Raw genomic sequence first — 25,973 nt, 5'->3', positions numbered from 1 at the left:
GGGCAACAACCTCTCTTAATTCACATATTGTTTTGATATTTAAATGATATCACTTATTCCTTTAAATGTAAATATGGCAAGCGCATACTCTAGAGGATTTATATTGTGTTCTTAATGCTGCATAGAGTCAGATTGGTGACTATATTTATATTGATCAACTGGAATATTTTATGGTATGTTTGCACTAGTAAACGTGTCGAAATATGTAAGGGAGTTGGATATTTTGAGAATTATGTCGAAGAAAGTTAGTTTTAGGAGATTGAAATTAATTGTTGTAAGTTTATGTTTATTTGTACTTATTCTACCTACTACCGCATTAGGCATATCAAACTTTGAAAGAGCTGAGAATTTCAGATTAGGCTCTCAGCCTAATGCGACCGCTGTTGGTGATTTTAATCAAGATGGACTACCTGATCTAGTAACTGCGAACTCGTATGAGAACCAGATTTCTATCCTACTTAATGATCGTGCTGGTCATTATCAGGAGAAACAATTTCCGGTTGGTATTAATCCCAGTGATGTAGCTGTTGGCGATCTGAATGGGGACAATATCGTAGATATTGTAACAGCTAACAGTGGGGATGGAGATAGTGATAGTAATTCTAGTACGGTTTCTGTATTGATAGGTCAAGCAGGCGGGGAGTTTAAGTCCACAGTAAACTATAATGTCTATATCAATAGTGCTGAATACAAAACATTTACGCCTAATTCAGTAACGATAGGGGATTTCAACAAAGATTCGATTATGGATTTGGCTGTATCTAACGGTGACTCTAGTACAAATGAATATCATATTGTATTGCTGCTTGGTAAACCTCCAGAATCCGATGGGACGCTTGCATTTAGTGAGCCGATCCCGATTCGAGTAGGATATAAGCCTAGTTCTATTACTGCGGGTGACATTAACGGGGATGGCAGCTTAGATTTTATTGTTACCCATAGCGGAGCTGGGAAAGTCTCTGTTTTAACAAATGATGGGAACTTGAGGGGAATGTTAACTGCTGAATATCCTGTAGGGAATAACCCCAAAACATCTGTTATTGGAGATATGAATGGGGATGGTCATGCGGATATTGTTGTGGTTACTACTGGAGATTCGGCTGGAATCTCTATTCTTCAAGGTGACGGACACGGTTTCTTTGCACCTGCCGTTAAATTTAAGGCTAGCTGTTCAAATTCATACGTACCTGCTCTCGATGATCCCTACTCGCTTGCACTCGCTGATCTAGACGGTGATGGTGATCTTGATCTGGCCGTTGGTTGTTCGGAGGCAACTCAAGTATCCATTTTATTAAATGATAGCGTAGGATCAAGGTTATCATTGCAAGCTGCAGATCGATATATTGTACAAGGTTCTTTCTCTCAAGTAGTTATTGCTGATTTCAATTCTGATAATAAAATGGATGTAATAGCTACAAATTATGATGAGTTTGGTAATAATATCAATTTTGCTGCCATTTTACTGGGTAGAGGAGACGGAACTTTACTTGCATCCGTTAATTATGATGTTAGTGGCAGTCTACCATTGTCAGTTACAAGTTTCGACTTTGACGGAGATGGTAATTTGGATATAGCAACGGCAAATTATAATTCTAATAATGTGTCCATCATGCGAGGTAATGGAAAAGGTCAGTTTGCAGCCGCCATTAAGTATGCAGTTGGGAGTAAGCCTGTTCAACTATTGTCAGCTGACCTTAACCACGATGGTAAACCAGATCTGGTCATTGCTAATTCGGGTGATAATACCATAACACGTTTATTAAACGATGGGACAGGATCATTTATTAGCAAAAAATTTGATTCTAGCATCGTACCTAATTCTAAAGCTAGAACAATTACTGTTGCTGATTTTAATGGGGACAATAATCCTGATCTAGCCGTAGCCCATACAGGATCCAACCAATTAAGTGTGATGCTTGGAGACGGCAAAGGGGAATTTGAGTTGGAGGATCAACCAGCTGATAATCGAATCGCCTCGCCCAATTCCATCGTTTCGGGTTATTTTAATGATGATGACAAGATCGATCTAGCTATAGCTAACAAGGGAACGAAGAAAGTATATATTTTGCATGGACAAGGGGATGGGACGTTTACCTCTGGTGGCGAATATGGGGGCATCAGCGAGCCAAGTGAGCTTGCTACAGGTGATTTTAATCGTGATGGATGGGCTGATATAGCGGTTGCTAATAATGGTCCGTCAGAATATTCACTTCATATTCTCTTTGGTGATCAAACGGGCACATTCCGAGATGAAGCGATTTCTTCATTGCCGAATCAGGTTTATTCATTAGCCGTTGGTGATTATAACGGGGATGAGAAGTTGGATATTGCAGTTCCTGCTTTATTACAGTCAATATCTGTATTTATGGGCGATGGTACGGGCAGTTTTAGCTTGGAAAATAGTTATAGTACCGATGTTGCGCCTCGGTCGGTTGCGGCTGGCGATTTTAATAACGATGGTAAAGATGATCTAGCAACGGCAAACGACTTTGCCGGCAATGTCACGATTATCAAAAGCTTCCCTCCTAAATGGAAAGTGAAGCTGGCTGCAACAACCTATAGTGCTAAAGAGAATAGCGGCAGCGCGAAGGTTACTGTTAGTAGGGAAGGCAGTAGTACAGGCGTAACAAGTGTTGTATATGCGACTTCGGATGGAACTGCTATAGCTGGTGTCGATTATACGGCAACTACGGGTACGTTACAGTTCCAAGATGGTGAGACTAGCCAATTTTTTATGATACCGATCGTGAACAATCATATAGTCGCGGGCAATAAATCGTTGAATGTTCAAATAAGTGCTCCTTCGGCAGATGCGGTCATCGGTACTCCTTCAACGGCAGTGCTCCAAATTGAAAAAGAAGATCGTTCATCCTCGAATTCGGAAAGTGGATCATCAGCCATACAACCAGGCAACCCTATTATATTGGATGGTGTAAAGCTAGATAACTTGACGACGTTGAAAGAAGTTGTTGTTGGAGGACAATCGACGACGATTGTGTCCATAGATGCTGAGAAATTGATTGCTGTACTGGAAGGTAAAAACAATCAAACACTCCTTATTCCAGTAACTTCTAAATCAGATGTAATCCAGACAGAATTGAACGGTAAAATGATTAAATCATTGGAGAAGACAAATACAGTTATTGAAATCCGTACCAATGATGCGATTTATACCATCCAATCGAATCAGCTGAAAATTGATCAAATCGTGTCTCAGTTTGGCAATAACGTGAATCTAGAAGACATTAAGTTAAGCATTCGAATGGGAAAACCTTCTGCTGAAAGTAAGAAATCGCTTGATTCTGCCGCTGCTAACCAAAATGTGACTTTGGTTGCTCCAGCGATTAATTTTGAAATTAATGCTACGTATGGGGATCGTACCATTAAGATCGATCAATTCGATCATTATGTGTCACGTGAGATTGTATTGCCGAATTTAATCGATTCCACTCAAATAACAACTGGTGTTGTATTAAATGGAGATGGAACAATATCCCATATACCAACAAATGTCTTTACAAAAGACGGCAAACCACATGCCGTATTGAATAGCTTAACGAATAGTACCTATTCGATTTTATGGAACTCGAAGAAATTCGCCGATGTGCAAGGGCATTGGAGTCAAAATGACGTCAATAACATGGCTTCACGCCTCATTGTTGATGGTGTTACAACAACATCCTTTCAACCTGATCAAGATGTCAACCGTGCAGAGTTTCTCGCGATTGTTGTTAGAGCATTGGGCTTGAAGTCAGTGGGGCAAATCAACTTGCCACAGGATGTGAAGTCCTCAGATTGGTATGCATCTGTTGTACAAGCGGCTTTAACGTATCAACTTGTTCAAGGTTATGAGGATAATACGTTCAGACCGTATCAGACGATTACAAGGCAAGAAGCCGCTGTGATCTTATCTAGAGCGATGGCGATCACTTCGCTTGCATCGACCGTAACAGATGCCGAGGCGAATACTGCATTAAGTCCGTTTGAGGACAGTCAACAAGTTTCTGGTTGGGCGAAGAGAGCCGTAGCACTTATGGTCATCAACAATATCATGCAAGGCGATAATCAACAACTTACAGCAGCAAGTCACCTAACACGTGCACAAACAGCTGCAGTTGTAACAAGATTGTTACAGCAAGCAAAGTTGATTAATAAGTAATCACATAAAGAGAGCCGCGGACTATTCCCCGGCTTTTAATGGGACGGCGAAGCGCCTTCTGAAGGGATAAATACTGGACATTGACTAACGAACTTTATTTCCTGAATCATTGACTTGATCTGACTTTTGGGGCATGCTAAAGGCTACAAGTTATACATTTTCCATGCAGTGAGGTGCTCGCTATGTTGAAAGTTTCCAATGACCAAGCATTCCAAGAACAAATCTCGCAGCCTGTTTTGACCGTGGCCATCTTCAAGACAACATGGTGCAAAGATTGCCATTATATCGATCCCTTCATGCCGTCTGTTGAGCAAGACTATGCTGGGCGTATCACCTTTATTGAATTGGATCGTGATGAAGTGCCGGAGCTTTGTGAACAGCTGAATATTCTCGGTATTCCTAGCTTTATTGCTTTCCAGAATGGCAAGGAACTAGTCCGTTTCGTTAATAAACTGCGCAAAACCCGCGAAGAAATCGAACAGTTTCTTGGTCGTGCGTTGGAAGTTTCGGCTGCTTTGCATACCTAAAACCGACCAAAATCTCTCTTTTCTGTACAAGGGGTCTTTGACCTTGATGTACGGGCAAGAGAGATTTTTTTGAGCCGCCAATTTGAATACGTGAATAGATGATGAACACGCAAGCCGGCTTTAGCTTGGTTTCGGAGCTTTGTAACAATTGCGAATGGATTTGCCTTGTTTTTAAAGCTATAATTGAAAACGGAACTCCCTTTTTCGACATGATGGACAGAAGTCACGACATAAAAGTAGGTGCAATCATGCAAAAACTGATTCAAAGATTAGCGAATCTTTCCGCCATCGGCATGTTTCTCATTCTTGCTATGGGCGCCTTGGTCACCAAGGCGGACGCAGGCAGAGGCTGCGGAGATGAGTGGCCGCTATGTAATGGGAAATTCGTCCCTGCGCATACGATCTCATCGATGATCGAGTACAGCCATCGCTTAGTAGTTGGTATTGTAACCTTAATTCTGGTTGCCACATTCATTCTTGTTTTTCGCTATGTGAAACGTAAAGATGCTAAATTTTTTATTTCTGCCACCGTATTGATGACGCTGATTCAAGCAGCGATGGGAGCAATGGCTGTTGTATGGCCGCAGTCTTCCCTCGTACTGGCGCTTCATTTCGGACTCTCTTTGCTAGCTTTTGCTTTTTCATTGCTCTTGGCGCTTGTATTTACATCGTGGGGGCAATTCCAGCGAGATACCGCCATCCGCAGCAGCTTCAAAGCTATCGTGTGGATTACAACGGTATACAGTTATGTTGTTGTGTATTTCGGAGCATTTGTACGCCATACGGTTTCGTCGGGCGGTTGCTCAGGCTGGCCTCTATGCAATGGCGCAGTCATCCCTGAACTAAGTGGTTCTACGGGGATTGTTTTTACTCATCGCATCGCGGCGCTGCTGCTCTTTATTTGTATCCTGTTTCTGTATTTGCAAGCCAAAAAGCATTATCATGACTCGGACAAGCTGCGCTTTGGCAGCAAATGGTCGCTCATTCTTGTTTCCCTGCAAGTGGCTAGCGGCGCGGTTGTCACTTGGTCGATGGGCAACGAAGTGGCCTATCTGTTCACCGGCATGATCCATGCGGTTATTGTCGCTTGTATGTTCGGATTCTTATGTTATCTGTGCGTCTTAACTTTATATGACCGCAAAGCTTAGTGGCGTCGAGCAAGCTCCTTGGGAGCATGATGCACAGGAAGCTTTGTGGAAGAGAAGGCCTTCTTAGGGAAGGCTATTTCCTTTTATTAAATTATAAAGAGTTTATATGTTTTGGAGTGAATGCAGAGCTCCAGCTGCCTCGCGCGGACGTAAGGGAAACTACGGTGCGCTATTTTAGCCAAAAGTGTCAGTATCGGGAGGTTGAGGGAACTACAGGACGCTATTTTGCTGCTTCAAGGGAATTTCAACGCTTTTTGTGGAAATAAGACCGTGTAGTTCCGCTATTACCCTCGCAGCCCTACTTTTTGCCTAATTAGCGTCCCCTAGTTCCCTCCCTCTGTACTTAGCCGCTAAGAAGAGACTGATCTATCAGGGCGGCGAAGCCGTTTTTCTTACACGATAATTAAAGGAATACGACGATTTTGGAAAAGGGGGAGATTCTCATCGTTTCAACGAATTTGCGAGTTTTTCTGGATGTGTTGCGCCGCGAGAATGAATTGATTGAAATTTCGGTTCCCGTGGATCCGAATCTGGAGCTTGCCGAAATTCATCGCCGTGTCATTGATGAGCAGGGACCGGCTTTGCTGTTCACGAATGTCAAAGGCAGCTCGTTCCCGGTCGTTACGAATCTATTCGGAACAAAGCGTCGTGTTGAGCTTGCGTTCGGCACAAAACCAGAGCAATTCATGAAAGCGGTTATCAACGCAACAAACACGTTGCTGCCGCCTACGCCCCAAGCGCTCTGGGGCGAGAGATCATTGCTCTTCGACCTGCTGAAGGTGGGGACGAAGAAACTGCAGCCCAATCAAGCGCCCATTCTTGGGGGCTTTAAGCGTGACCACCCACTCGCTGGACTGCCCGTCCTGACGAGCTGGCAAGAAGACGGCGGCCCGTTCGTTACGATGCCGCTCGTCTATACGGAGCATCCGGATGGCCGTCATCATCATTTGGGCATGTATCGCATGCAGGTATATGATGACTCGACGACCGGGATGCACTGGCCAGTACATAGAGGCGGCGGCGCCCATTACCACGAAGCGGAGCAGCGGGAGAAACCGCTGCCCGCCACCGTGTTCCTGGGCGGCCCGCCCGCGCTCATCGCTGCGGCGATTGCGCCGGTGCCTGAGCTTCTGCCTAAGCTGATGCTCGCATCGCTCATCCTCGGGCAGAAGCTCCCCATGGTGGAGAATCCCCATGGGGGGCACCGCCTCGCAGCCGAGGCGGAGTTTGCGATATGCGGCGTCGTTCCGGCGCATACTAGACGTGCCGAAGGGCCGTTCGGCGACCATTTAGGGTATGATTCACGCGTCCATGATTTACCCATTTTCCATGTGAATCATGTGTGGCACCGCAGAGACGCGATCTATCCCGCGACGATCGTCGGCAAACCGCGCCAAGAGGATTACTTCCTAGGTGACTTCTTGCAAAGACTGCTGGGGCCCGTGTTTCCTCTGGCGTTGCCGGGGGTGCAAAGTCTGTGGACGTACGCTGAGACAGGGTACCACCCGTTAACTGCTGCTGTCGTCCGCGAGAGCTATAGCCGTGAAGCGCTTGGCACGGCATTTCGAATCTTGGGCGAGGGCCAGCTGTCGCTCACGAAATTTCTGATCATCACGGATCAGCCAGTAGAGCTGGCCAATTTCAAACAGCTGCTCGAGAGCGTGCTCGAACGTTTTGATCCAGCTCAGGATTTGCTCATTTTCAACCAAACATCGCAGGGTGCGCTTGATTATACAGATGACCAGCTCAATCGCGGCAGTAAAGCCGTGCTCCTCGGCACAGGGGTGCCTGTGCGCGAGCTGCCAAGGGCCTACACCGCAGGCGAGCTGCCCGAGATCCAAGACATTGCCGTTTATTGCGGCGGCTGTCTGGTAGTCTCAGGTGCGTCCTACGCGGCGGAGCCGGAACTGCCTCAGCGCTTGCTGGCGAATGCGGCAAGTCGTCTCACAGATTGGCCGCTGATCATCCTGGTGGATGAAGCCAGTGCCATCGTGAATGACCAAACCAAGTTCTTGGGGACCGTATTCACATGTTTTAATCCGGCCAGCGATATGTATGCTGCATCGCAAGTTAACCGCCATCATATTGCCTATGAATTGCCGATCGTGATGGATGCCCGGAGGAAGCCGGGGCATCCCGCGGAATTGTTCCCACGCGAGGATATCGTGGGATTGGTTGAACGCCGCTGGAAGGAATATTTCGCATGAATTCAGAGCGGCTTCGTTCCTTTTATCCACACATCGGCTTCGTCCTTGTTTACATACTATGGGGGATTAATTTAGCTTCGCTAAAAATCGGGGGGAGAGAATGGGATTCCCTCGTTTTCAACGGACTTCGTTTCGCAAGTATGATTCCAATCCTCTGGGTCTATACTTACTTCTATTATCGTTCCCGTTCTCTCCGGATGCAGATTGATCCCAAAGATCTTTTGCTCATATGCGGATTGGGGATTCTGAATGCAGTAGGCATGGAAGCACTTCTGCAGTATGCGCTGCAGTTTTCCAATTCAGCTAATGGAGCCGTCCTAGGCAGAGGCTTTATGCCGGTCATCACGGTGATTTTTGCTTTGATCGCAGGTCAAGTTCGCCTCACTTGGCGCATTCTGCTCGGGATTCCCCTCGCCTTAGCCAGTGTCATTATTATCGTTTCGGGTGGACCTGATGGTTTTCACCTCGGAGGGGATACGTTCAAAGGGGATATCTTACTCGTCATGCGCAGTGTGATGGGAGCCATCTATTTAATTGGGATGAATCGTTTGGTCGTGCGATATCCGCTGCCTTTGCTCATTTCCCTGGAAATGACAGCAGGCGCCCTATCCTTATTGCCCTTTGTGCTTATGCGCGCAGACGGCGCGTATTTGGCAGCGATTTCATCGACAGGGTGGATTACCTTAATCTATACTTCCCTGCTGGCTACAGCATTAGGGTTTTCAATTCATAATTGGAGCCTGTCCAAGCTAGGACCGTTTAAATCCTCTGCGTATGGCTATTTGCTTCCAATAACAGCAGCTATTGCAGGCTACTTTTTTCTGCATGAATCGATTTCGTTGAATCAAGTATTTGGCGGTGTCGGGGTACTTGCAGCTATGTATTTGGTTCAGAGGGACCGTGCGCAAGCCATTAAGCGGAAAATAGAAATGAGTGACCATGCTAGCGAGAAAGCTTGAATTTTACATTTTAATCAATGGAGGGGTGCCTGATGCTGCGCGTACTGTTTAATGAACCGAAACGGGTGGATAGCGGGCTTCTTCTAGAAGCAGGCAATGCCGTTAGAGTATATATTGAACAACTGGAATCGAGAGAGAACAACCACTTAACATCGGAATATGCCAAATATCATAGACAAGCCATCTGGAGCAAAGGTTTTATTGATGCGCTGGACGAGCTGGAACAAAGCAAATATTGCTGTGAACGCTACGCTGAGCTTATTCACAAAACCTTTCTTGAAGAAATGGATGCTCAGGAGATGGAATCGTATCATCGTTTTGTTTATTTTTATAAGAATGCCCTTATTCGCTTATTTTCCATTTTAGATAAATTGGGTACGTTTATGAATGATCTCTTCGAGTTGAAAACGGAGACGTTGAAATCTCGATTTTCGTATTTTACCGTTTTGCGTCGGATGCATGAGAAACATATTCACGGTTCATTGGAAGTTCAACTGTACAATTTGAAAATGGATCATAAAGCCGCGCTGGATCGATTGCGCAATCAACGAAATATGGAAATTCACTATATCAATGCCGAGATGCTGGATGATCTTTTGCAAAAAGAGCCGTATCCGGGAGATCGGATTCACGTTGAAAACGTCAGATCCAATGTTGTAGACCTCCAGCAGGGATTTGATATGGCATGCCGAACCTTACTAATAGCGTTTACTTATATTACGGCAAATGTGGCAAAGGGGTAAGTGGACCATGGAATTAAAAGGCCGAACCGTTCTTATTACAGGCAGTGCGAAGGGGCTCGGTAAAATGACCGCCTTGACCCTGGCCCAGCGGGGATGTCAGGTCGCTGTTAATTATGTAAATAGTGAAAAGGAAGCTGCTGAGCTAGTCCTTCAACTGGAACATATGGGTGTTCGCAGCCTAGCCGTTCAGGGCGATGTTGCCAAGCGGGAGGACATTGTCCGTATGGTGGAGCAAACCGCTTCACGGCTGGGGCCAATCGATATTCTTGTCAATAATGCAGGGCCCTTTTTCCGGGAACGGCGCTTCTTTGCTGATTATGGCGTCGATGAAATCGAATATTTGATGCGTGGGAATCTGCTCGGTGTGATGGAGCTGGATCATCTCGTTCTGCCCATGATGCGTGAGAGACGCTGGGGCCGCATTATTCACTTTGGCTTCGGCAAAGCTGCCGAGGCAAGAGGTTGGACGCATCGTGCCGTCTATGCCGCGGCCAAAGTGGGTTTGGTTTCTTTCACCAAAACCTTGGCGGAAGAAGAGGCTAGCCATGGGATTACGGTCAATATGATTTGTCCGGGAGACATTCGGGGCAAGAACAAGGAACGTACGATGGAGGAAGCGCGATTGGAAATCGATGAGGAGACTCCAGTGGGAAGACCAGGGACAGGCGAAGACGTGGCTCGTGTAATCGACTTTCTCTGCTTGCCGGCATCTGATTTCCTTACTGGCAATATCATGGATATCTCTGGAGGATTGGATCCAATTCAGCCGTTGCCTGCGCTTAATCAGCGCAGGACTTGAGCGGAATCAGAACCAGGAACCAGAACCTGCGTAAAACCAGAACTAAAGGCTCCGGCTTTCCAAGTCAACGAACTTTGAGCAGCGCCCTCTTACGAACTCAAAAACCTTTATTCGCTCAAAATCGTTCACTTTGAAAATCTAACGAATTTCCGATGCGTTATTTCATGTAAATGATCACAATTCAACCTGTAAGCTACTCGATAACGTCTATTCAGTTCATTAGGTTTTCAAAGTAGCCATTTTCTTGTCAATAAGCATCATACAGTTCTTTAGACTCTCTTTGAGGCCGAAAAGTCCATTAGATTGCTTATTTATCCCCGAGCGCATAATTGTAGATGACCTAGCCGCAGGCTAGGTTTCTTGCGTTTAACGGAGAGGTTATGGAGTGGATTCAGTTGGTTCGCCCAGAATGAAAAAAAGCCATCCAAATGCAGGATGGCTGTCATGCTCGTATTATAGATACAGACTGTTGTATGGAATTGTTGGAAAAATCCATACAACAGTTGGTAAGCTCTTATGATATAGTCGTATTAGAATACCTGTACGACTTCAGTTATACCTTCAACTTCTTCAACAAGTGCACGCTCAATACCGGCTTTCAACGTAATTGTTGAGCTCGGGCAGCTGCCGCAGGCACCCATGAGTTTCAGCTTCACGATACCGTCTTCTACGTCAACGAGATCAACGTCACCGCCATCGCGTTGTAGAAAAGGACGGAGTTTATCTAAAACCTCAAGGACTTCATCATAAATTGCTTCTTTTGTTTTTTCAGTCATTTGATTCATCTCCTTTCTTTTATTATTATAGTACAATACTGTTTAAATGAAAATGGTTTTCAACTCGAATATCAACATAAGGTGGAATTTTTATTATGAGACCGATCATTGAATTTTGTGCAAGCAATATGCACCATGGCACCGACAAAGTCATGAAAGCACTGGAAGAAGATCCAGATTATGACGTTATCGAATACGGCTGCCTTGGCAATTGCGGGCAATGTTATATGGAACCCTATGCGCTGTTGAATGGGGAAATTGTTGCGGCAGAAAGCGCCGATGCTCTCCACGAACTCATTATAGCCAAAATTAAAGAGATTGAAGCGATGTACGATCTTCTTGGTGATTAATTACCCGAAGTGGCGCTTGGATTTCCACAGCACACCGCTTTTGAGAACACGGGCAATTTTGCCGGTCATCAGCGTACGTTTACCCATAATCCCGAAACCGCTTTTCTTGCCGAGAGACCCAAGGGTGCCTCTTAGCTTTATTTTACCCAGACGCGGTGTGTCGCCTTTCCAAATCGCTTGCATGACTTCGGCAATTTGCTTGCCTTGCGCTTGCGCAGCTTGGGCACTCGGTGAGAATGGCAGTGAAGCGCAATCCCCAACCACATAAACTTCTGGATATTCGGCGATTTGGTGGTATTCATTGAGCACGATGCGACCTTGACGGTCTTTGGGCACATTGAGCGCTTCGACAATGGGATTAGGCTGAATGCCAGCTGTCCAAATCGTTGCATCTGTGCGAATAATTTCTTCTTGATTGTATAAATCCCCGCCATCCAAGCGAACTAGCGAGACTTGTGGACGTAATTCAATATGATGCTCTGTCATCCATTCGCGCACGTATTGCTGTAGATTATTCGGGAACGCTGAGAGCAAGCTTGGCCCGCGATCAATCAAACGAATGTTCAGATCAGCCCGGCTTTCACGCAGTTCTGCTGCCATTTCAACACCACTTAGTCCGCCGCCAATAATTGACACTTGCCCATAAGGGGCGATGTTGTTAATGCGTTGATAGGTAGCACGTGTTTGTGCAAGTGTTTGGATACTGGATGAATGCTCCTCTGCGCCGATGATGCCATGATAGCTATCCACACAGCCCAGCCCGACGACTAACCAGTCATAGGTGATGGGTTCTTTGTCCGTGAAATTAATCATCTTGCTGTTCAAATCAACAGAAGACACTTCTCCATACGTAAGAAGCAGCCGAGGATCATCCGGATAAGCGACTCGAATATGAGTTTCAGCGATAGTTCCTGAAGCTAAGGCGTAATATTCTGTTTTTAGTCCTTGAAAAGGGCTCCGGTCGATCAATTCCAACACCGTGTCTTCCGGCAGATCCTTTTCCAACATGTTCAAGGCTATGGTCAGACCGCCATAACCTCCTCCGAGAATGACAAACTTTTTCATGCTATCCAATATCCCTTCTGAACAATATCTCTTCTCTAGTATGACTAATAAACTTTGATTTCATTATAAAAGGTATCACGCTCAACAGGGACACGTCCTGCGCCTTGAATTAACCAAACCAACTCATCGCGCGTAAGACCTTCGGGAGATAGTGCTCCTGCTGCATGCGAAATTTTCTCTTTCACGATCGTTCCATGCGCATCCGATGCGCCGAAGGTGAAGGAAAGCTGTGTTAATTTGGTACCAATATTAATGAAGTAAGCTTTAATATGAGGGAAGTTATCGAGCATCAATCGGCTAATCGCAATGGTTTTCAGCTCGTCCCAGGCAGGAACGCGTCGCTTGAGACCCGCATTCTTGCTTGCCGGTTGAATGGAATTCGGAATGAAGACAAGGAAACCGCCGGTTTCGTCTTGCAGTTCACGCAGGAGGATCATATGGCGAATACGTTCCTCTTTGGTTTCGATAGAACCGTACAGCATCGTTGCATGTGTTTTCATGCCCAGAAGGTGAGCGTTGCGGTGAACATCGAGCCATTCTTCTGAAGAAGCCTTTTCCACGTTCATTTTCGTGCGGTAACGTTCGGTCAGGATTTCGGCTCCTCCGCCTGGAAGCGTGGATAAGCCAGCATCCATCAGCGTTTTGAGGACATCGCGGTAGCTAAGTCCGCTGATCCGGGAGAAGAATTCAATTTCAGCCGCGGTGTGCGCCTTAATGGTTACATCCGGATAAGCTTGCTTCAATTGACGAATGCAATCCACATAATATTCAAAAGGCAAATGAGGGTTATGCCCTTGACTGATATGAAACTCTCTGATTTCGGGATTGAAGTTCTCGGCTACATAATCCAACATTTGGCTCGGTGTGAGCGTGTAGGAGCCTTCTTCACCTTCATCGCGGCGGAAATGACAAAAAGCACAATGCTCTTCACACACATTCGTGAAGTACAAGCTCATATTTTGCACAAAATAAACCTTGTTCCCGTTCATTCGCGTATTTACTTTGTTTGCTAATTGACCAATAGTCAGTAGATCGTCGGACTCATACAAAAAGAGTCCATCTTCCATGCTAAGACGTTCGCCGTTCTCAACCTTCTCAGCAATCTCCGCCATCCGTTTGATGGGGTCTGTGGTGATCACACTCATCCTAACTCCTCCTATGAATACAAAATAAAGCCCATACTGAATGGACGCATAGAGCTCAGCAAGAATTCAATGCGCCTTGCGATGTGAGTGGCTCGCATACCTGTCAGCCAGTTCGGTTCAGGAATTCACACCCGTTTGATTCATAAACGTACAAACCATCCCTTCTATTATAAACCTCCGCGTTGGGAGGGGCAACATCAGGATGATGAAGATAAATTGACAATCTACGAAATGATAGAAATTTTTCATTTATTTTCAGAAAATGTTATTCCCAATATTAACAAATTCCTGTATACTATTGCAATGTGATTACGTAGGGTTAAAAGGTGATTATATCGTGATGCCATTTTTCGTGACCGAACCGCAGGAACGATTGAACATAGAAATCGAGCAGTTAAGAAGCCAGATGGTTATCCTTGGCAGCACACACGGGTTTCTGCACCCAGATGTCCAACAGTGCAGCCAGGAGTTGGATCTGTTGCTCTTACAGTACTACGCTTTGCGACCTAAGCAGTAAATAGCTGGCTATTCTGGTTACTGAACGCTGTGCAACTGCCCTTGAGCTATGCGCGGATTAGGAGTATACTTGACAGTAAGCATTACGAAAGCAAATGGATAATGCCAGTTTTCTTTTTAAAGAGAACTTCTAGGGAGGGATTTCCGTTATGATTAACATTAGTGAATCAGCAACAGATAAAATTAAAGAACTTCTAGCATCTGAAGAATCATCGAACCTGTTCTTGCGTCTTGGCGTAAAAGCGGGAGGCTGTAGTGGTTTCTCCTACGGCATGGGCTTTGACGATGATCAGAAGGCTGACGATAAAGTGTTTGACATACATGGTCTCAAAGTCGTAGTTGACGATGACAGCTCCAAATATTTGTACGGTGTAGAAATTGATTACACGGACGCAGGTATGGGCGGCGGCTTCTCCATCAACAACCCTAATGCTGTAGCATCGTGCGGGTGCGGCTCTTCCTTCAAGGTGAAGGATGAAGAGGGCTTGGTTGAGAAGTGTGACGATAAGGTTGAGGCTTAATAAACTCTTTGCAATTGAGATATTTTAAATGAGACTTTCTAATTGGTGGGCAACCACTGATTGGAAGGTCTTTTTTTTGAAATATAAGAGTTTATATGTTTTGGAGTGAAAGCGGAGTTGCTCTAGCTGCCTCGCGGGGACGTAAGGGAACTACGGTGCGCTATTCTAGCCAAAAGTGTCATTATCGGGAGGTTGAGGGAACTCCAGTACGCTATTTTGCTGTTTCATGGGAATTTCAATACTTTTTGTGGAAATAAGACCCTGTAGTTCCGCTATTACCCTCGCATGCCTACTTTTTGCCTAATTAGCGTCCCCTAGTTCCCTCCCTCTGTTCCTTGCTAAGTAGAGACGGATATATCAGGAGCATGAGCGGAACCATTTGCGAACATGAAAGAATAGAATATATAGAAAGAAGAGTTAACCATAGAAGTGGAGGAGGTGATGGAATGGCGACAAGGCAAGCGTTTATTGACCTCATCGCGCCTATTGCGGTGAAGCTTCGTTTAGAGGGTTCGCCGATTTATCCATCTGTGCGCATTGCGCAGGCGATTCTGGAGACGGGTGGAAGTGTGAACGCGTGGAATAACCTAGTCGGCTACAAAGTGGGCAGAGGGGTGCTGACCCCTTATTGGCAAGGCGCTCACGTATCGACGATTACGTGGGAAGTCATCGATGGCACAAGGCAGGATAACGTTCCTGGTGATTTTCGGGCGTACCCCACGCTTGAAGCGGGGTTTCGCGATCAGGATTTACTATTTGGCTCGTCAAGATACGCTGGTGTTCGATCGGCAGATAGTCCAAGTGAGCAGGCGCTAGCCTTATCCAACAGTGGATATGCCACGGACCCGGCTTATGCGGCAGAGCTAATGGCCATCATTCAAACCAATCAGCTAACACAATACGATGAGGAGGTTGCAAGCATGCTGGAGAAATTGCAGGAGCAAATCGAGGCGTTGCAAAACAAAGTTGCCGCTTTAGAAGGGCGAATGGCACTGGATACCATACCTGATTGGGCTGAGGCGGCAGTGAATGCAGCTATTCAAGCAGGTTTAATCGACTCGCCGCAGAATGGCAGCTATGATTTCTATCGATTGTTAACCGTGCTGCATCGCAAGGGAATTGTTTAAGGTCGCTTTAGGGTTGTTGAAAAAGTGTCAGGGGAGTAAAAAAAGGGCCGCGGGTGAAGTTAGGATACGATCCTAATACACCATGCGGCCTTTAATTTTAACGTTTTCTCCATATTTAGCTTGCATAAGTTTGCTTTGTTCCAACATAAATGAGTAGATTTCTTTCAGACGGTTTTTACGAGGTTTAATCGTTTCTTTAATTTCTCCGTTTACTACAATGTCATACACGAGCATGGTCGATTCACTCCTTTGATTTGTCTTTCTACTATCATTGTATGCGATGAATGTTAAATGACGATTAAAATTTCTTTTCAAATATGTGAACAACCTTAAGGTTTTGTTAAGTGAGAGTTAAAAGAACACGAAAAATCGATCAATTTTTTTTATCACTTTGAGGGAAGCCTAGCGTGTGTATAACTTTATACACATTATACCCTGTACTTTTAAAGAGTTTTAAGGACATATCAACAATCTACCCACAGGATATACACAATGTTCTGTGGATAACGGAACGCTTGTTCTAATTTTGCCCCCATGATAATATAATTACAAATTATAGGATAAAGGTGATTTCAGTGAGACAAATTAGCGATGAAACATTGATCGATTCCTACTACAAAGCACTGGACTTGAGATTAGAAACAGATTTTGTTGACCTGCTCCTCGCAGAAATTCAAAGAAGGAATTTGAAGCTGCAAGTGTACACGAAAGATGAGACGCCTCTGAATTAGTATTTGAATTAGCCTTGCCAACCAAACCGGACATATATAAGAAAAGGGGTATTCCTCCTAATCGGCAGATTAGGAATAGAATACCCCTTTTTATGTAGATAGATGATTAAAATTTAAGGTTGCTGCTGTGTCCAGGTGAAAGTTTAGCTGATGGATCAATGTAGACTTTGGCATTGTTAATCGCCGTAGGCGCTTCACCGAAACCTACTGCAATCAATTTCAATTTACCAGGGTAAGTTGTGATATCCCCAGCCGCAAAAATACCTGGAATGTTCGTTTCCATTCGGGAATCGACAACGATAGAGCCGTTTTCGATTTCAAGACCCCATTCGGAGATCGGTCCAAGGGAAGATACGAAACCGAAGTTAATGATAACGGCATCCACATCATGCACCGTTTCTTCACCGGATTTGATGTCTTTCAGCGTCACTTTCTCAATGCGGTCCGTCCCTTGCAGTGACGTAATTTCTGTAGGTGTCACAATGTTAACCTTGGAGTTCATCAAATTTTCAACACTGTGCTCATGGGCACGGAATTTATCTCTGCGATGAATAAGGGTAACTTTCTCAGCAATTGGTTCAAGCATTAACGCCCAGTCAACCGCGGAATCGCCGCCGCCGCTGATTAATACTTTTTGACCAGCGAATGCATTCAAATCGTTAACGAAGTAATGCAGGTTTTTTTTCTCGAATTGGGCTGCTTCAGGAAGCTCCAAGCGACGCGGTTCGAAGGCCCCAACCCCGCCAGTAACGATAACAGCGCGGCTGTAATGAGTGCCTTTGTCTGTCGTAATTTCGAACAGGCGCTCTTCGTTTTTCACCACTTGGTGAACTTTCTCTTCCAAGCAAACATTGATGGCAAAGTGCTTCATCTGAGCTAGCAAATTGTTCACTAACTCCTGTGCAGTCACTTTCGGGAAACCTGCTACATCATAGATGTACTTCTCTGGATAAAGGGCTGCAAGTTGCCCGCCGAGCTGCGGCATACTTTCAATAATTTTAACGGATGCTTGACGCATACCTGCGTAAAAAGAAGCGAACATCCCAGCAGGGCCGCCACCAATTACAATAATATCGACGATGTCTTGATTTGTTTCTTTCTGGCTCATTTGCTTAAACTCCTCCGATTCATTTCCTTTGATGTGAGTAAGAATAATTCTCAGTTCAGTCACAATCATTATACCATTATAAACGTCTCTTCAAATGAAGGAAACAGAAAAGTGTGATTTCTTTATATAAATCGCTTATATATATGATAAGTTATGCTTACAATGCATGGACAAGCTAGAATGCTCCTCACGCCTTATTTTAAGCCAAAATAGCACTTGATATTTACTTATGAAAATTATATTATATCATGAGAATCGCTTTACGCATGTTGTGACGAATTTCAGCCTGTTTCATCATAATTCGCTGCCCGTGAGTGCAAACTAGAAGCAGTATACTACTTTTGAAGCTGTTTGTGTAATTTTTCACAAAATAGAGAGATCATAGGACTATAAATACGGATATGGAAGTGAGAGAGATATGAGTAGAATACCAAGAATCGTTATTTTGGGCGCCGGTTATGGCGGGATTCTTTCTGCGATTCGTTTGCAAAAAGAGTTAAATTACAATGAAGCTGACGTTACGCTCGTAAACAAGCATGACTACCATTATATCACTACCCATCTGCACATGCCTGCGGCAGGAACGGATAATCCTGAAAATGCACGCGTGAACATTTTGAAATTAATCGATGAATTTAAAGTGGACTTCGTGAAATCCACCGTTACCCAAATCCGTCCGCACGAGAAAAAGGTTATTCTCGAAGACGGTACGCTTTCTTACGACTATCTGGTTATCGGTCTCGGCGGCGAGGCGGAAACTTTCGGCATCCCGGGACTCAAAGAAAATGCACTGAATATCCGCAGTATCAATAGTGTTCGTTTCATTCGTGAGCATATTGAGTATCAATTCGCCAAATACAAGCGTGAACCGGACCGCAAAGATTACCTGACATTCGTGATCGGTGGAGCTGGATTCACTGGTATCGAGTTCATTGGTGAACTTGCTGACCGTATTCCACAGCTGTGCAAAGAGTTCGACGTAGATCCTTCCCTCGTGAAGATTTATAATATTGAAGCAGCACCAACCGCACTGCCAGGATTCGATCCTGAGCTTGTTGAGTATGCGATGAAAGTACTGACGGACAAAGGCATTACGTTCAAAATCGGTACAGCAATCAAAGAATGCACGCCTGAAGGTGTTCTGATTGCCGGCGATGAGTTCATCAAAGCAGCTACGGTGGTATGGACGGGCGGTATCCGCGGCAACCACATGCTGGATGAAGCAGGCTTCGAAACGATGCGCGGCCGGATCAAAGTTGACGAGCATTTGCGTGCTCCTCAATTCGATAACATCTATGTGGTGGGTGACTGTTCCATCGTGATGAACGATGAAGGCAGACCTTTCCCGCCAACAGCGCAAATCGCAATGCAGCAAGGTGAAGCTGTTGCGCACAACCTGATTGCTTCCATTCGCGGATCGCAAATGAAAACATTCAAGTTCTCCAACAAAGGAACAGTAGCTTCCCTAGGCAAAGGTCAAGCGATCGGTATTGTTGGTTCCCGCAAATTGAAAGGCAACGTTGCAGCCATGATGAAAAAAGTAGTCGATATGCGCTACCTTTACATTATCGGCGGTATTCCGCTTGTAATTCGCAAAGGTCGTTTCTAGTCATCTTCAAACAACGGGGGGATCGCCATGCGGCACTGCAGTGTCCAAGTAAGAGGACTTCTTACCCGGGATGAACTGGATCGTTACAACGCCCTGATCGAGGTCGGTCATTTCTTAGAGACTGAGAAACGGTACGATCATGTAGCTGTTGTACAAAAAGAAATAGATATTCTGATTCTTCCTGCCATTGAACGTCTCAAGGAAAAAGGCCGTCAACGTGACCGGGATACGGAAGTTTATCTGGCGCGCAAAGCGCAGTTGGAAGCCGAGCTAGCGGCGGCACTGCGCGATGATGACGATGAGGAATAGAATTGAAGCGATAAGAAGCATTGCTCACTACGGGGCAGTGCTTCTTTTTATACTTGATGTATGCGATTGAACAAAAAAAAGTGACAGACCACGGGGTCTATCACTCTTTGACTATATCTTAAACTTGAATCAGCTTGGCGAATTTCTCCGGTGAAAGCAGGTTGCCGACATAAAAGTCTCCGAACTCGCCGAAACGAGCGCTCACTTCATCGAAACGCATTTCATAAACGAGCTTCTTGAAGTGAAGCGGGTCTTCGGAAAATAACGTAACGCCCCACTCCCAATCATCCAAGCCAACAGAGCCGGTGATGATTTGTTTTACTTTACCAGCGTATGTACGTCCAATCATGCCATGGCTGCGCATCATCGTTTTGCGATCATCCGCAGGGAGCATGTACCAGTTGTCATTGCCATCGCGGCGTTTGTTCATTGGATAGAAGCAGATATGCTTCGCTTTTGGCAGAATCGGCTTCAAGCGTGCTTGCAGCTCTGGATCTTCCGCAGGATCAACACCCGGTTTGGCCAGGTAACTGCTTAATTCGACGATAGATACATAGGAATAGACCGGAATTGTGAAAGCGGCGAAGCTGGATTTATTGAAAGCATTCTCCAGATCATTCAAATCTTCTAGTGTTTCACGCATTTGCATGAATACGAAATCGGCTTTCTGACCAACGATGCTATAAACGGCTGTGCTGCCGATTTTATCGTTTTCGACTTGCTGCCACTGGGACAGGAAAGTGTTCAGCTCTTCTGTTGCGTGTTTACGCTCTTGTGGGGTTGCAGCATGCCATGCGTTCCAATCGATTAGACGGAAATCATGCAGCGCATACCAGCCTTCCAGCGTTTGTACGGCTTCACTCATGAGTGGTTCCTCCATTCAAGGCTAATATCCCCTACATTGTATCCAATTCATGGGGAAAGGGCAAATGAACAAAGGGTGAAGAATGAAATGTTCAATTTGTGTACACTTTACCTGTACCATTTCGTAGATTACAATTATAAGGAAGCTGGGCAAAGCAAACGAAAGAGTTTTGACAAGTTTAAGGGGGTACATACATTGCTGCAAATGGTTATTGCCACTGTCTTGATGATGGTGTTATTTTTTGGAATCGGTTTTATTTTGAACATGTTAATGAAAACGACTTGGTTTCCACTCTATGCATTCCTTGCACTCGTCGTTGGAGTCGTGATTTATGGATCTGTAGGAACGGCTTCGGCTTCTTTTCTATCCAGCGACGCGAGCTTTACGATTGTCGATATCGTTCCGGCTATCGGTGGCTTGGCAGGGGCGATTCTTAGTGGATCGGCAATTAAGGCGCTTCGTATCCGCGGTTTCAAAATGTTTTAATTATCATAAAAGCAGGCAGAGTTGGTCAGGCTAAGGTGGGAATGCCCAACTTGATCTGATGGAGGAGACGACTTTGCCTTTCGCTTATGTGAATGGGACGATACTGCACTATGAAAGCACGGGAACCGGCACACCTCTTGTCTTCATTCATCCGCCTTTATTAACCTCACAGGCATTCGCCTATCAAAAAGAACAGTTATCCGGTCATTTCCGAGTTATCACTTTTGATATTAGAGGCCATGGGGCCAGCAATCCATCCCAAAGAACCTTCAACTATGCCCTTATTGTAGAGGATATTTGCCAACTGATGGATTACCTAAGCATTGAGAAAGCTTATCTATGCGGCTATTCGACAGGCGGATCGGTCGTTCTCGAAGGCTTGCTGGCGAATCCAGAACGCTTCCTAGGCGGCATCGTCGTAAGCGGGATGTCGGAATTAACGGATGCCTATAATAAAGGCAGGGCCTGGCTCGCATCGCGGATGGCAGGTTCAGAGCTGCTTCTGAAGCTGCTCCAAAGAGCCGTCATCTATGGCAATGCGGACAAGGAAACGACGTATCGGCAGCAGCTTGAAAGTGCTAAACATGATGCGCCAGACAATGTCAAAGCTTATTTCGAGCAGTCCATTACGTATTCATGCACGCGTTGTTTAGGCCACATTGAGCATCCAGTCCTTTTGATTTATGGTCAGAAAGACCATGGATTTCACCGGTATGCGAACATGCTGCATGAGAAACTGCCGCACAGCTCGCTTTATTTTCTCAAGGATGCCAAGCATCAAATCCCTTTCAGAAGCGCCCCTAAGATGAATGACTTGATTCGGCTTTGGGTGGAGAGCTTGGAGGATGTTGCAACGGAGCGAGTACAGTTGGATTGGACAATTGCCAGAAAGCTGAATCCCGCTATGTATGGGGAGGCAGCGCACGAACAAGACGTACAAGATGCACAAGATTGAAAAAACCTCAACGCCACTCATGTGGAATTGAGGTTTTTTTTCTGCTTGAGTGTGACTCTGTATCAAAAGTATTCTAAAACAACTTTGCCAACGGTTGAACCTGCTTCGAGGATCGCATGAGCTTTGCGCAGATTGGCTGCGTTGATGGGAGAGAACCTTTCGGCTAAAGTGCTGCGAAGGGTTCCGGCTGCGATCAATTGAGCTACTTCATCGAGCAGATGATGTTGTTCAATCATATCGGCTGTTTGGAACATCGAGCGAGTGAACATGAGTTCCCAAACAAAGGTAACACTTTTATTTTTGAGCAAAGTCAAATTCAAAGGCTGTTCGGTTTCACCCAAGCGGCTGACTCGGGACGGGAGGCCGTGCCGACAACGGTAAGTCCGACATGTTTGGCCAGTTGGGTGGCAATGGAACCGACACCTCCGGCAGCTCCGATGATGAGGATGCTCTTGCCAGCATTGTTGTCTCTGGTCTTGGACACGCCGAGTCGTTCAAATAAGGCCTCCCAGGCTGTGATAGCCGTCAGAGGCAGTGCAGACGAAAATTGCCTTGACGTGTACGAGAATTTAAATATTGATAAAGGCCCGCCGCTTTCATTGTTTCTTTTGCAATCATATGCTCATCTCCTAAAAAATCATTGTTTCTATGGTTGTTAGTTTAATCGATCCGTTCTAGAATAGTAAGTACGCACAATGATGTTATGTAGTATCAATTTGTATACCGTCAAGGAGTTGGCTCTGATTGCGTGATCGCAAAAGTGGATACGGAGATAGTCCGAATAAGGAAGCCTGTCCAGTTGAATATACATTGGATGTCATAGGCGGCAAATGGAAAGGTGTGCTTCTGTATCATCTGATCGGAGGGACCAAAAGATTCAATGAATTCAAAAGAATCTGTCCGACGATCACCCAGAGAATGCTGACTTTGCAGCTAAGAGAGTTAGAGGAAGATGGCGTGGTCCACCGTGAGGTTTATCATCAGGTTCCGCCAAAAGTAGAATACTCGCTGACGGAATTTGGCCAAACGTTGGTGCCGATTATTTTGCTCATGAAAGAATGGGGTACCAGCTACAAAAAACAAACGGAGTGCGCATCTACCGGAGATTAATAGGAATTTTTCAATTATTCGGCCAACAGCATAGTTGGTTTTTTCATTGTTTTATCTTTTTAGGTAATATTATCTTTTCTCCGGTAGATACCAAGATTGTCGATTTTTGTGGTAGACTAATAGAGAGAAACCGAGTAGCTTTTGGAGCTGTAAACGGTTGAGGCAGGATGGTGCTGTAACGGGATGCGAATGACGAATATGCTGCATTTCACGGAAAATCACAGGTTTTGTGTGAGCCGTGAGTTTTCTTTGAGCAGTTTGGATTATAAAATGTTGGCAATGATGTATCAACCGATGATAGGCGGATTGGCAATTAGCCTCTATCAAGCTCTCTATCAGCAGATGAGTGCAGAAAAAGTCGGATTTTCACCGATGGAACAACAGCGCAAATTATTCTTGCTGCTTGAGCTTGAACAAGGAGAGCGCGGCCGCAAGTATTTGATCGAACAATCCTCCAAGCTGGAGGCCATTGGCCTTCTGCAAACGACCCGCAAGTTTCTGCCAGGTGAAGAAGACTATGTGTTCGTTTACACCTTGTTCCAACCTTTGAGTCCGAATGAGTTTTTCCGCAATCAGCACTTAACGCTGCTGCTGCGCGATAAGGTTGGCAAATTCATGCTGCTGTCTCTGCGGGAAGATCTGTTATCTCCAGAGCCTGAAGAGTGCCGCGATGCCAGTGAAGAGAACCTGTCGGTACCCTTCTACGATTTGTTCCGTCTCAATACCCAAGTGGTCGACTATGAACTGGAACAAGCGCTGTACGAGGCTTCTGCGAGCAAGCAGGGGGACGCGCGAATGGATGTCACGACCAAAGGCTTCCAGTATGCCGACATCATCATGAGGTTCCCTCGCGGAGCGAGCAATCGGGTATTCGTTGAGGCGCTTAAGCATAAGCCGGATCAGATGGCGGCTATTAATATCGTCGCTAAGAAATACAACCTGTCATTGCAGGAAACATGCCGTTTGCTTGACGAGGATGGCGTGTTTGCCGAAGATGGCGAGCTCCAGATGGATTTGATGCAATACAATGCAAACCTGTTCTACAGGCAGAGCAAGAAGCGCGATGAGGACCGCGAGCGGACAATAGCGCGTTCAGAAGACAAGGCGCAAGGCAAAGAATCGGATATTTCCGAAGACACGGCAGGCGATAAGTCCGTTGAAATGGCCTATTATCTGGAAGTGCCGCAGCAGCTTCGCGGCGAATGTACAGACCATCAGTACAATTACATTATGCGTAACGAGCCGTATACCGCAGTCTTGAAAATGTTTTTCACTCAGGGCTCGATACCTGACGGTGTACTTAACATATTTGAGAAAATTGATTTGAATTATAAATTAAACGAAGAAGTCATCAATGTACTGATCCACTTCCTGCACATTGACCGTCGTTCATGGGCCAAATCTTCGATTGAAGCAGTCGCTTCAGATATGCTGGGCAAGCAAATCAGTTCCTATGAGCACGCGGTCGAGTACGTTCGCGAGAAGATCAGCTACAAACTGAAAGCCGCATCCAAGGTGGAAGCAGCCAAAGCGAGCAGCGGCTCTGTAACCAGAGGTCGTCAAGGCAAGACGCAGAAGCCGCACATCCCGATTGTGGTGCCGGACGCCGGTGCCGCAGCCTCATCGAGGCTGACGGAAGAAGAGCTGGAGGCAGCGCGCCGGATGGCGCAGAAGCTGGATGAGCGCTTTAATCGCAAAAGCTAGCCAAGGGCCAAGTGGGTCCGTGAGGTAACGGGGAGTGTCGCTCATTTTAGATAAGTAATTTTAAGTAACATGCCTGATAAATTAGGAGGTGCCGCAAGCATGGAATCCCTGTCGCACTTACTCAAATCAATGCCGAATTCCGAATGGAGACGGAAGGCAGAAGACAAAATCAGGGCAGTCATGGACGATGCCTTGGTTCACAAATTTCGCCAGAAGTACCCGTTTGTCGATGACTATACGGTCAAGATTAATATGAACAAGCTCTACCAGTACGTAACCGAGTTCAAAAACTGTTCGAATTGCCCTGGCTTGGACCGATGTCCCAATGATATGACAGGACATTATACGATGCTTACGGCTGACTTCGTGAATGAGAAAGCTTTTATTCATGAGGAGAAGGTGGCCTGCAAGAAGTTCAATGCGAAGCAGCTGCAAGATGCGATCAGCAGTCGTATTCGTACTTTTCACGTGGATCCGCGGATGATCTCGCGCAGCTACTCTTTCGGAGAAATTCTGGAAACGGATTTGGATCGAGCCAAAGCGGTCATGCAAATCAACGACTATGTCAGTCTGACGATGGAAGACGGGCTGCAGCCGCGTGGATTATACCTATCTGGATCGTTCGGGACGGGAAAAACGTTTCTGATGGGTTACATGCTGCATCAATTGGCCAAGGTCGGTATGACAGGCGCTATTGTCTATATGCCGGATTTCGCGGAGGACTTGAAGGGGATGTTCCAGGAGCCGAATAAGCTCAAGGAAACGATTGACCTCCTGAAAGATACGGATCTGCTGGTTTTCGATGATATTGGCGCAGAAAACTTGAATCCATGGCTGCGGGACCATGTCATAGGCGCCATCGTGAATCATCGGATGAACCGGAAGCCGACCTTTTTTACTTCAAACTATGCGCTTCACGACTTGGAGAAGCATTTCAGCTTCACCAACAAGGATGGCGATGAGGAGTACAAAGGGCAGCGCATCATGGACCGTATTCGCCCTTTTGTTGATGTCGTTGAGGTGACGGGGACGAATAAGCGGGGGAAATGATGGG

At 45.7% G+C, this 25,973-nt stretch carries 25 protein-coding genes and 1 pseudogene; 19 read left to right on the top strand and 7 right to left on the bottom strand.

Features of this window, described 5'->3' with window-relative positions:
* Positions 1-232 precede the first annotated feature (232 nt).
* The 7 genes from IEY34_RS11340 (at position 233) to IEY34_RS11310 (ending at position 10,542) form a co-directional block, all read left to right on the top strand.
* The gene (locus IEY34_RS11340; protein WP_229757604.1) at positions 233-4,159 is read left to right on the top strand and encodes an FG-GAP-like repeat-containing protein; all 3,927 of its coding nucleotides are present in this window, start codon (positions 233-235) and stop codon (positions 4,157-4,159) included.
* Between the two features lie 182 nt (positions 4,160-4,341).
* On the top strand, positions 4,342-4,686 hold the full coding sequence (locus tag IEY34_RS11335; RefSeq protein ID WP_189011456.1) for a thioredoxin family protein: 345 nt from the start codon (positions 4,342-4,344) through the stop codon (positions 4,684-4,686).
* A 248-nt stretch (positions 4,687-4,934) separates the two neighbouring features.
* Positions 4,935-5,834 (top strand): COX15/CtaA family protein, encoded by a 900-nt coding sequence (locus IEY34_RS11330; protein WP_189011454.1) that lies wholly within the window; start codon positions 4,935-4,937, stop codon positions 5,832-5,834.
* Between the two features lie 443 nt (positions 5,835-6,277).
* Positions 6,278-8,041: a UbiD family decarboxylase gene (locus tag IEY34_RS11325; protein ID WP_189011755.1), complete on the top strand. Its 1,764-nt coding sequence runs from the start codon at positions 6,278-6,280 to the stop codon at positions 8,039-8,041.
* The gene (locus IEY34_RS11320) at positions 8,038-9,000 is read left to right on the top strand and encodes a DMT family transporter (protein ID WP_189011452.1); all 963 of its coding nucleotides are present in this window, start codon (positions 8,038-8,040) and stop codon (positions 8,998-9,000) included. The genes IEY34_RS11325 and IEY34_RS11320 overlap by 4 nt, the downstream gene beginning before the upstream one ends.
* A gap of 32 nt (positions 9,001-9,032) precedes the next feature.
* Complete coding sequence (locus IEY34_RS11315; protein ID WP_189011450.1) at positions 9,033-9,743, top strand: Cthe_2314 family HEPN domain-containing protein; 711 nt, start codon at positions 9,033-9,035, stop codon at positions 9,741-9,743.
* A gap of 7 nt (positions 9,744-9,750) precedes the next feature.
* Positions 9,751-10,542: an SDR family oxidoreductase gene (locus tag IEY34_RS11310; RefSeq protein WP_189011448.1), complete on the top strand. Its 792-nt coding sequence runs from the start codon at positions 9,751-9,753 to the stop codon at positions 10,540-10,542.
* A gap of 530 nt (positions 10,543-11,072) precedes the next feature.
* On the opposite strand, the gene IEY34_RS11305 is transcribed toward IEY34_RS11310, so the two are convergent.
* Positions 11,073-11,318 (bottom strand): NifU family protein, encoded by a 246-nt coding sequence (locus IEY34_RS11305; RefSeq protein ID WP_028558591.1) that lies wholly within the window; start codon positions 11,316-11,318, stop codon positions 11,073-11,075.
* Between the two features lie 95 nt (positions 11,319-11,413).
* Here IEY34_RS11305 and IEY34_RS11300 point away from each other — a divergent pair, with 95 nt between their 5' ends.
* Positions 11,414-11,668 (top strand): YuzB family protein, encoded by a 255-nt coding sequence (locus IEY34_RS11300; protein WP_189011446.1) that lies wholly within the window; start codon positions 11,414-11,416, stop codon positions 11,666-11,668.
* Here IEY34_RS11300 and IEY34_RS11295 read toward each other — a convergent pair whose 3' ends face one another.
* Positions 11,669-12,733: an NAD(P)/FAD-dependent oxidoreductase gene (locus IEY34_RS11295; protein WP_189011444.1), complete on the bottom strand. Its 1,065-nt coding sequence runs from the start codon at positions 12,731-12,733 to the stop codon at positions 11,669-11,671.
* 44 nt (positions 12,734-12,777) lie between these two features.
* On the bottom strand, positions 12,778-13,878 hold the full coding sequence (mqnE, locus tag IEY34_RS11290; RefSeq protein WP_189011442.1) for an aminofutalosine synthase MqnE: 1,101 nt from the start codon (positions 13,876-13,878) through the stop codon (positions 12,778-12,780).
* A gap of 340 nt (positions 13,879-14,218) precedes the next feature.
* Between mqnE and IEY34_RS11285 the strand changes: the two genes are divergently transcribed.
* From IEY34_RS11285 to IEY34_RS11275, 3 genes are all read left to right on the top strand, one after another.
* A complete protein-coding gene (locus tag IEY34_RS11285; protein ID WP_189011753.1) occupies positions 14,219-14,395 on the top strand; it encodes an aspartyl-phosphate phosphatase Spo0E family protein in 177 nt (58 codons plus the stop codon).
* 148 nt (positions 14,396-14,543) lie between these two features.
* Entirely contained in the window at positions 14,544-14,915 is a 372-nt protein-coding gene (locus IEY34_RS11280) for a HesB/IscA family protein (RefSeq protein ID WP_189011440.1), read from the top strand.
* Positions 14,916-15,361: 446 nt separating this feature from the next.
* Entirely contained in the window at positions 15,362-16,042 is a 681-nt protein-coding gene (locus IEY34_RS11275) for a glycoside hydrolase family 73 protein (RefSeq protein WP_189011438.1), read from the top strand.
* Between the two features lie 72 nt (positions 16,043-16,114).
* Here IEY34_RS11275 and IEY34_RS11270 read toward each other — a convergent pair whose 3' ends face one another.
* Positions 16,115-16,276 (bottom strand): mechanosensitive ion channel protein MscL, encoded by a 162-nt coding sequence (locus IEY34_RS11270; protein WP_189011436.1) that lies wholly within the window; start codon positions 16,274-16,276, stop codon positions 16,115-16,117.
* 341 nt (positions 16,277-16,617) lie between these two features.
* On the opposite strand from IEY34_RS11270, the gene IEY34_RS11265 reads away from it, so the two are divergent.
* The gene (locus tag IEY34_RS11265) at positions 16,618-16,773 is read left to right on the top strand and encodes a sporulation histidine kinase inhibitor Sda (protein ID WP_189011434.1); all 156 of its coding nucleotides are present in this window, start codon (positions 16,618-16,620) and stop codon (positions 16,771-16,773) included.
* Positions 16,774-16,879: 106 nt separating this feature from the next.
* Here IEY34_RS11265 and IEY34_RS11260 read toward each other — a convergent pair whose 3' ends face one another.
* Positions 16,880-17,881: an NAD(P)/FAD-dependent oxidoreductase gene (locus tag IEY34_RS11260; RefSeq protein WP_189011432.1), complete on the bottom strand. Its 1,002-nt coding sequence runs from the start codon at positions 17,879-17,881 to the stop codon at positions 16,880-16,882.
* Between the two features lie 418 nt (positions 17,882-18,299).
* On the opposite strand from IEY34_RS11260, the gene IEY34_RS11255 reads away from it, so the two are divergent.
* Positions 18,300-19,490 (top strand): NAD(P)/FAD-dependent oxidoreductase, encoded by a 1,191-nt coding sequence (locus IEY34_RS11255; protein WP_079409798.1) that lies wholly within the window; start codon positions 18,300-18,302, stop codon positions 19,488-19,490.
* 27 nt (positions 19,491-19,517) lie between these two features.
* Positions 19,518-19,799 (top strand): hypothetical protein, encoded by a 282-nt coding sequence (locus IEY34_RS11250; RefSeq protein WP_189011430.1) that lies wholly within the window; start codon positions 19,518-19,520, stop codon positions 19,797-19,799.
* Positions 19,800-19,917: 118 nt separating this feature from the next.
* Here IEY34_RS11250 and hemQ read toward each other — a convergent pair whose 3' ends face one another.
* A complete protein-coding gene (gene hemQ / locus IEY34_RS11245; RefSeq protein ID WP_189011428.1) occupies positions 19,918-20,664 on the bottom strand; it encodes a hydrogen peroxide-dependent heme synthase in 747 nt (248 codons plus the stop codon).
* Between the two features lie 87 nt (positions 20,665-20,751).
* Between hemQ and IEY34_RS11240 the strand changes: the two genes are divergently transcribed.
* On the top strand, positions 20,752-21,150 hold the full coding sequence (locus tag IEY34_RS11240; protein WP_308423002.1) for a YuiB family protein: 399 nt from the start codon (positions 20,752-20,754) through the stop codon (positions 21,148-21,150).
* Positions 21,151-21,223: 73 nt separating this feature from the next.
* Positions 21,224-22,105 carry an alpha/beta fold hydrolase gene (locus IEY34_RS11235; protein ID WP_229757586.1) on the top strand — a complete coding sequence of 294 codons (882 nt, stop codon included), beginning with the start codon at positions 21,224-21,226 and terminating at the stop codon, positions 22,103-22,105.
* A 62-nt stretch (positions 22,106-22,167) separates the two neighbouring features.
* On the opposite strand, the pseudogene IEY34_RS11230 reads toward IEY34_RS11235, so the two are convergent.
* Positions 22,168-22,649: pseudogene (locus IEY34_RS11230) on the bottom strand (zinc-binding dehydrogenase); the annotation flags it as partial.
* Between the two features lie 200 nt (positions 22,650-22,849).
* On the opposite strand from IEY34_RS11230, the gene IEY34_RS11225 reads away from it, so the two are divergent.
* The 3 genes from IEY34_RS11225 to dnaI all read left to right on the top strand — a co-directional run bounded on the left by IEY34_RS11225 (position 22,850) and on the right by dnaI (position 25,969).
* Positions 22,850-23,215, top strand: coding sequence for a winged helix-turn-helix transcriptional regulator (locus IEY34_RS11225; RefSeq protein WP_189011424.1), 366 nt, complete (start codon positions 22,850-22,852; stop codon positions 23,213-23,215).
* A gap of 183 nt (positions 23,216-23,398) precedes the next feature.
* Positions 23,399-24,919: a replication initiation and membrane attachment family protein gene (locus tag IEY34_RS11220; RefSeq protein ID WP_189011422.1), complete on the top strand. Its 1,521-nt coding sequence runs from the start codon at positions 23,399-23,401 to the stop codon at positions 24,917-24,919.
* Between the two features lie 99 nt (positions 24,920-25,018).
* A complete protein-coding gene (gene dnaI / locus IEY34_RS11215) occupies positions 25,019-25,969 on the top strand; it encodes a primosomal protein DnaI (RefSeq protein ID WP_189011420.1) in 951 nt (316 codons plus the stop codon).
* Positions 25,970-25,973 lie beyond the last annotated feature (4 nt).

The sequence above is a fragment of the Paenibacillus marchantiophytorum genome, assembly GCF_014640555.1.
GTDB lineage: Bacteria > Bacillota > Bacilli > Paenibacillales > NBRC-103111 > Paenibacillus_E > Paenibacillus_E marchantiophytorum.
The sequence above is the reverse complement of the archived record's forward strand: the minus strand, read 5'-3'. Positions and strand labels throughout refer to the sequence as shown.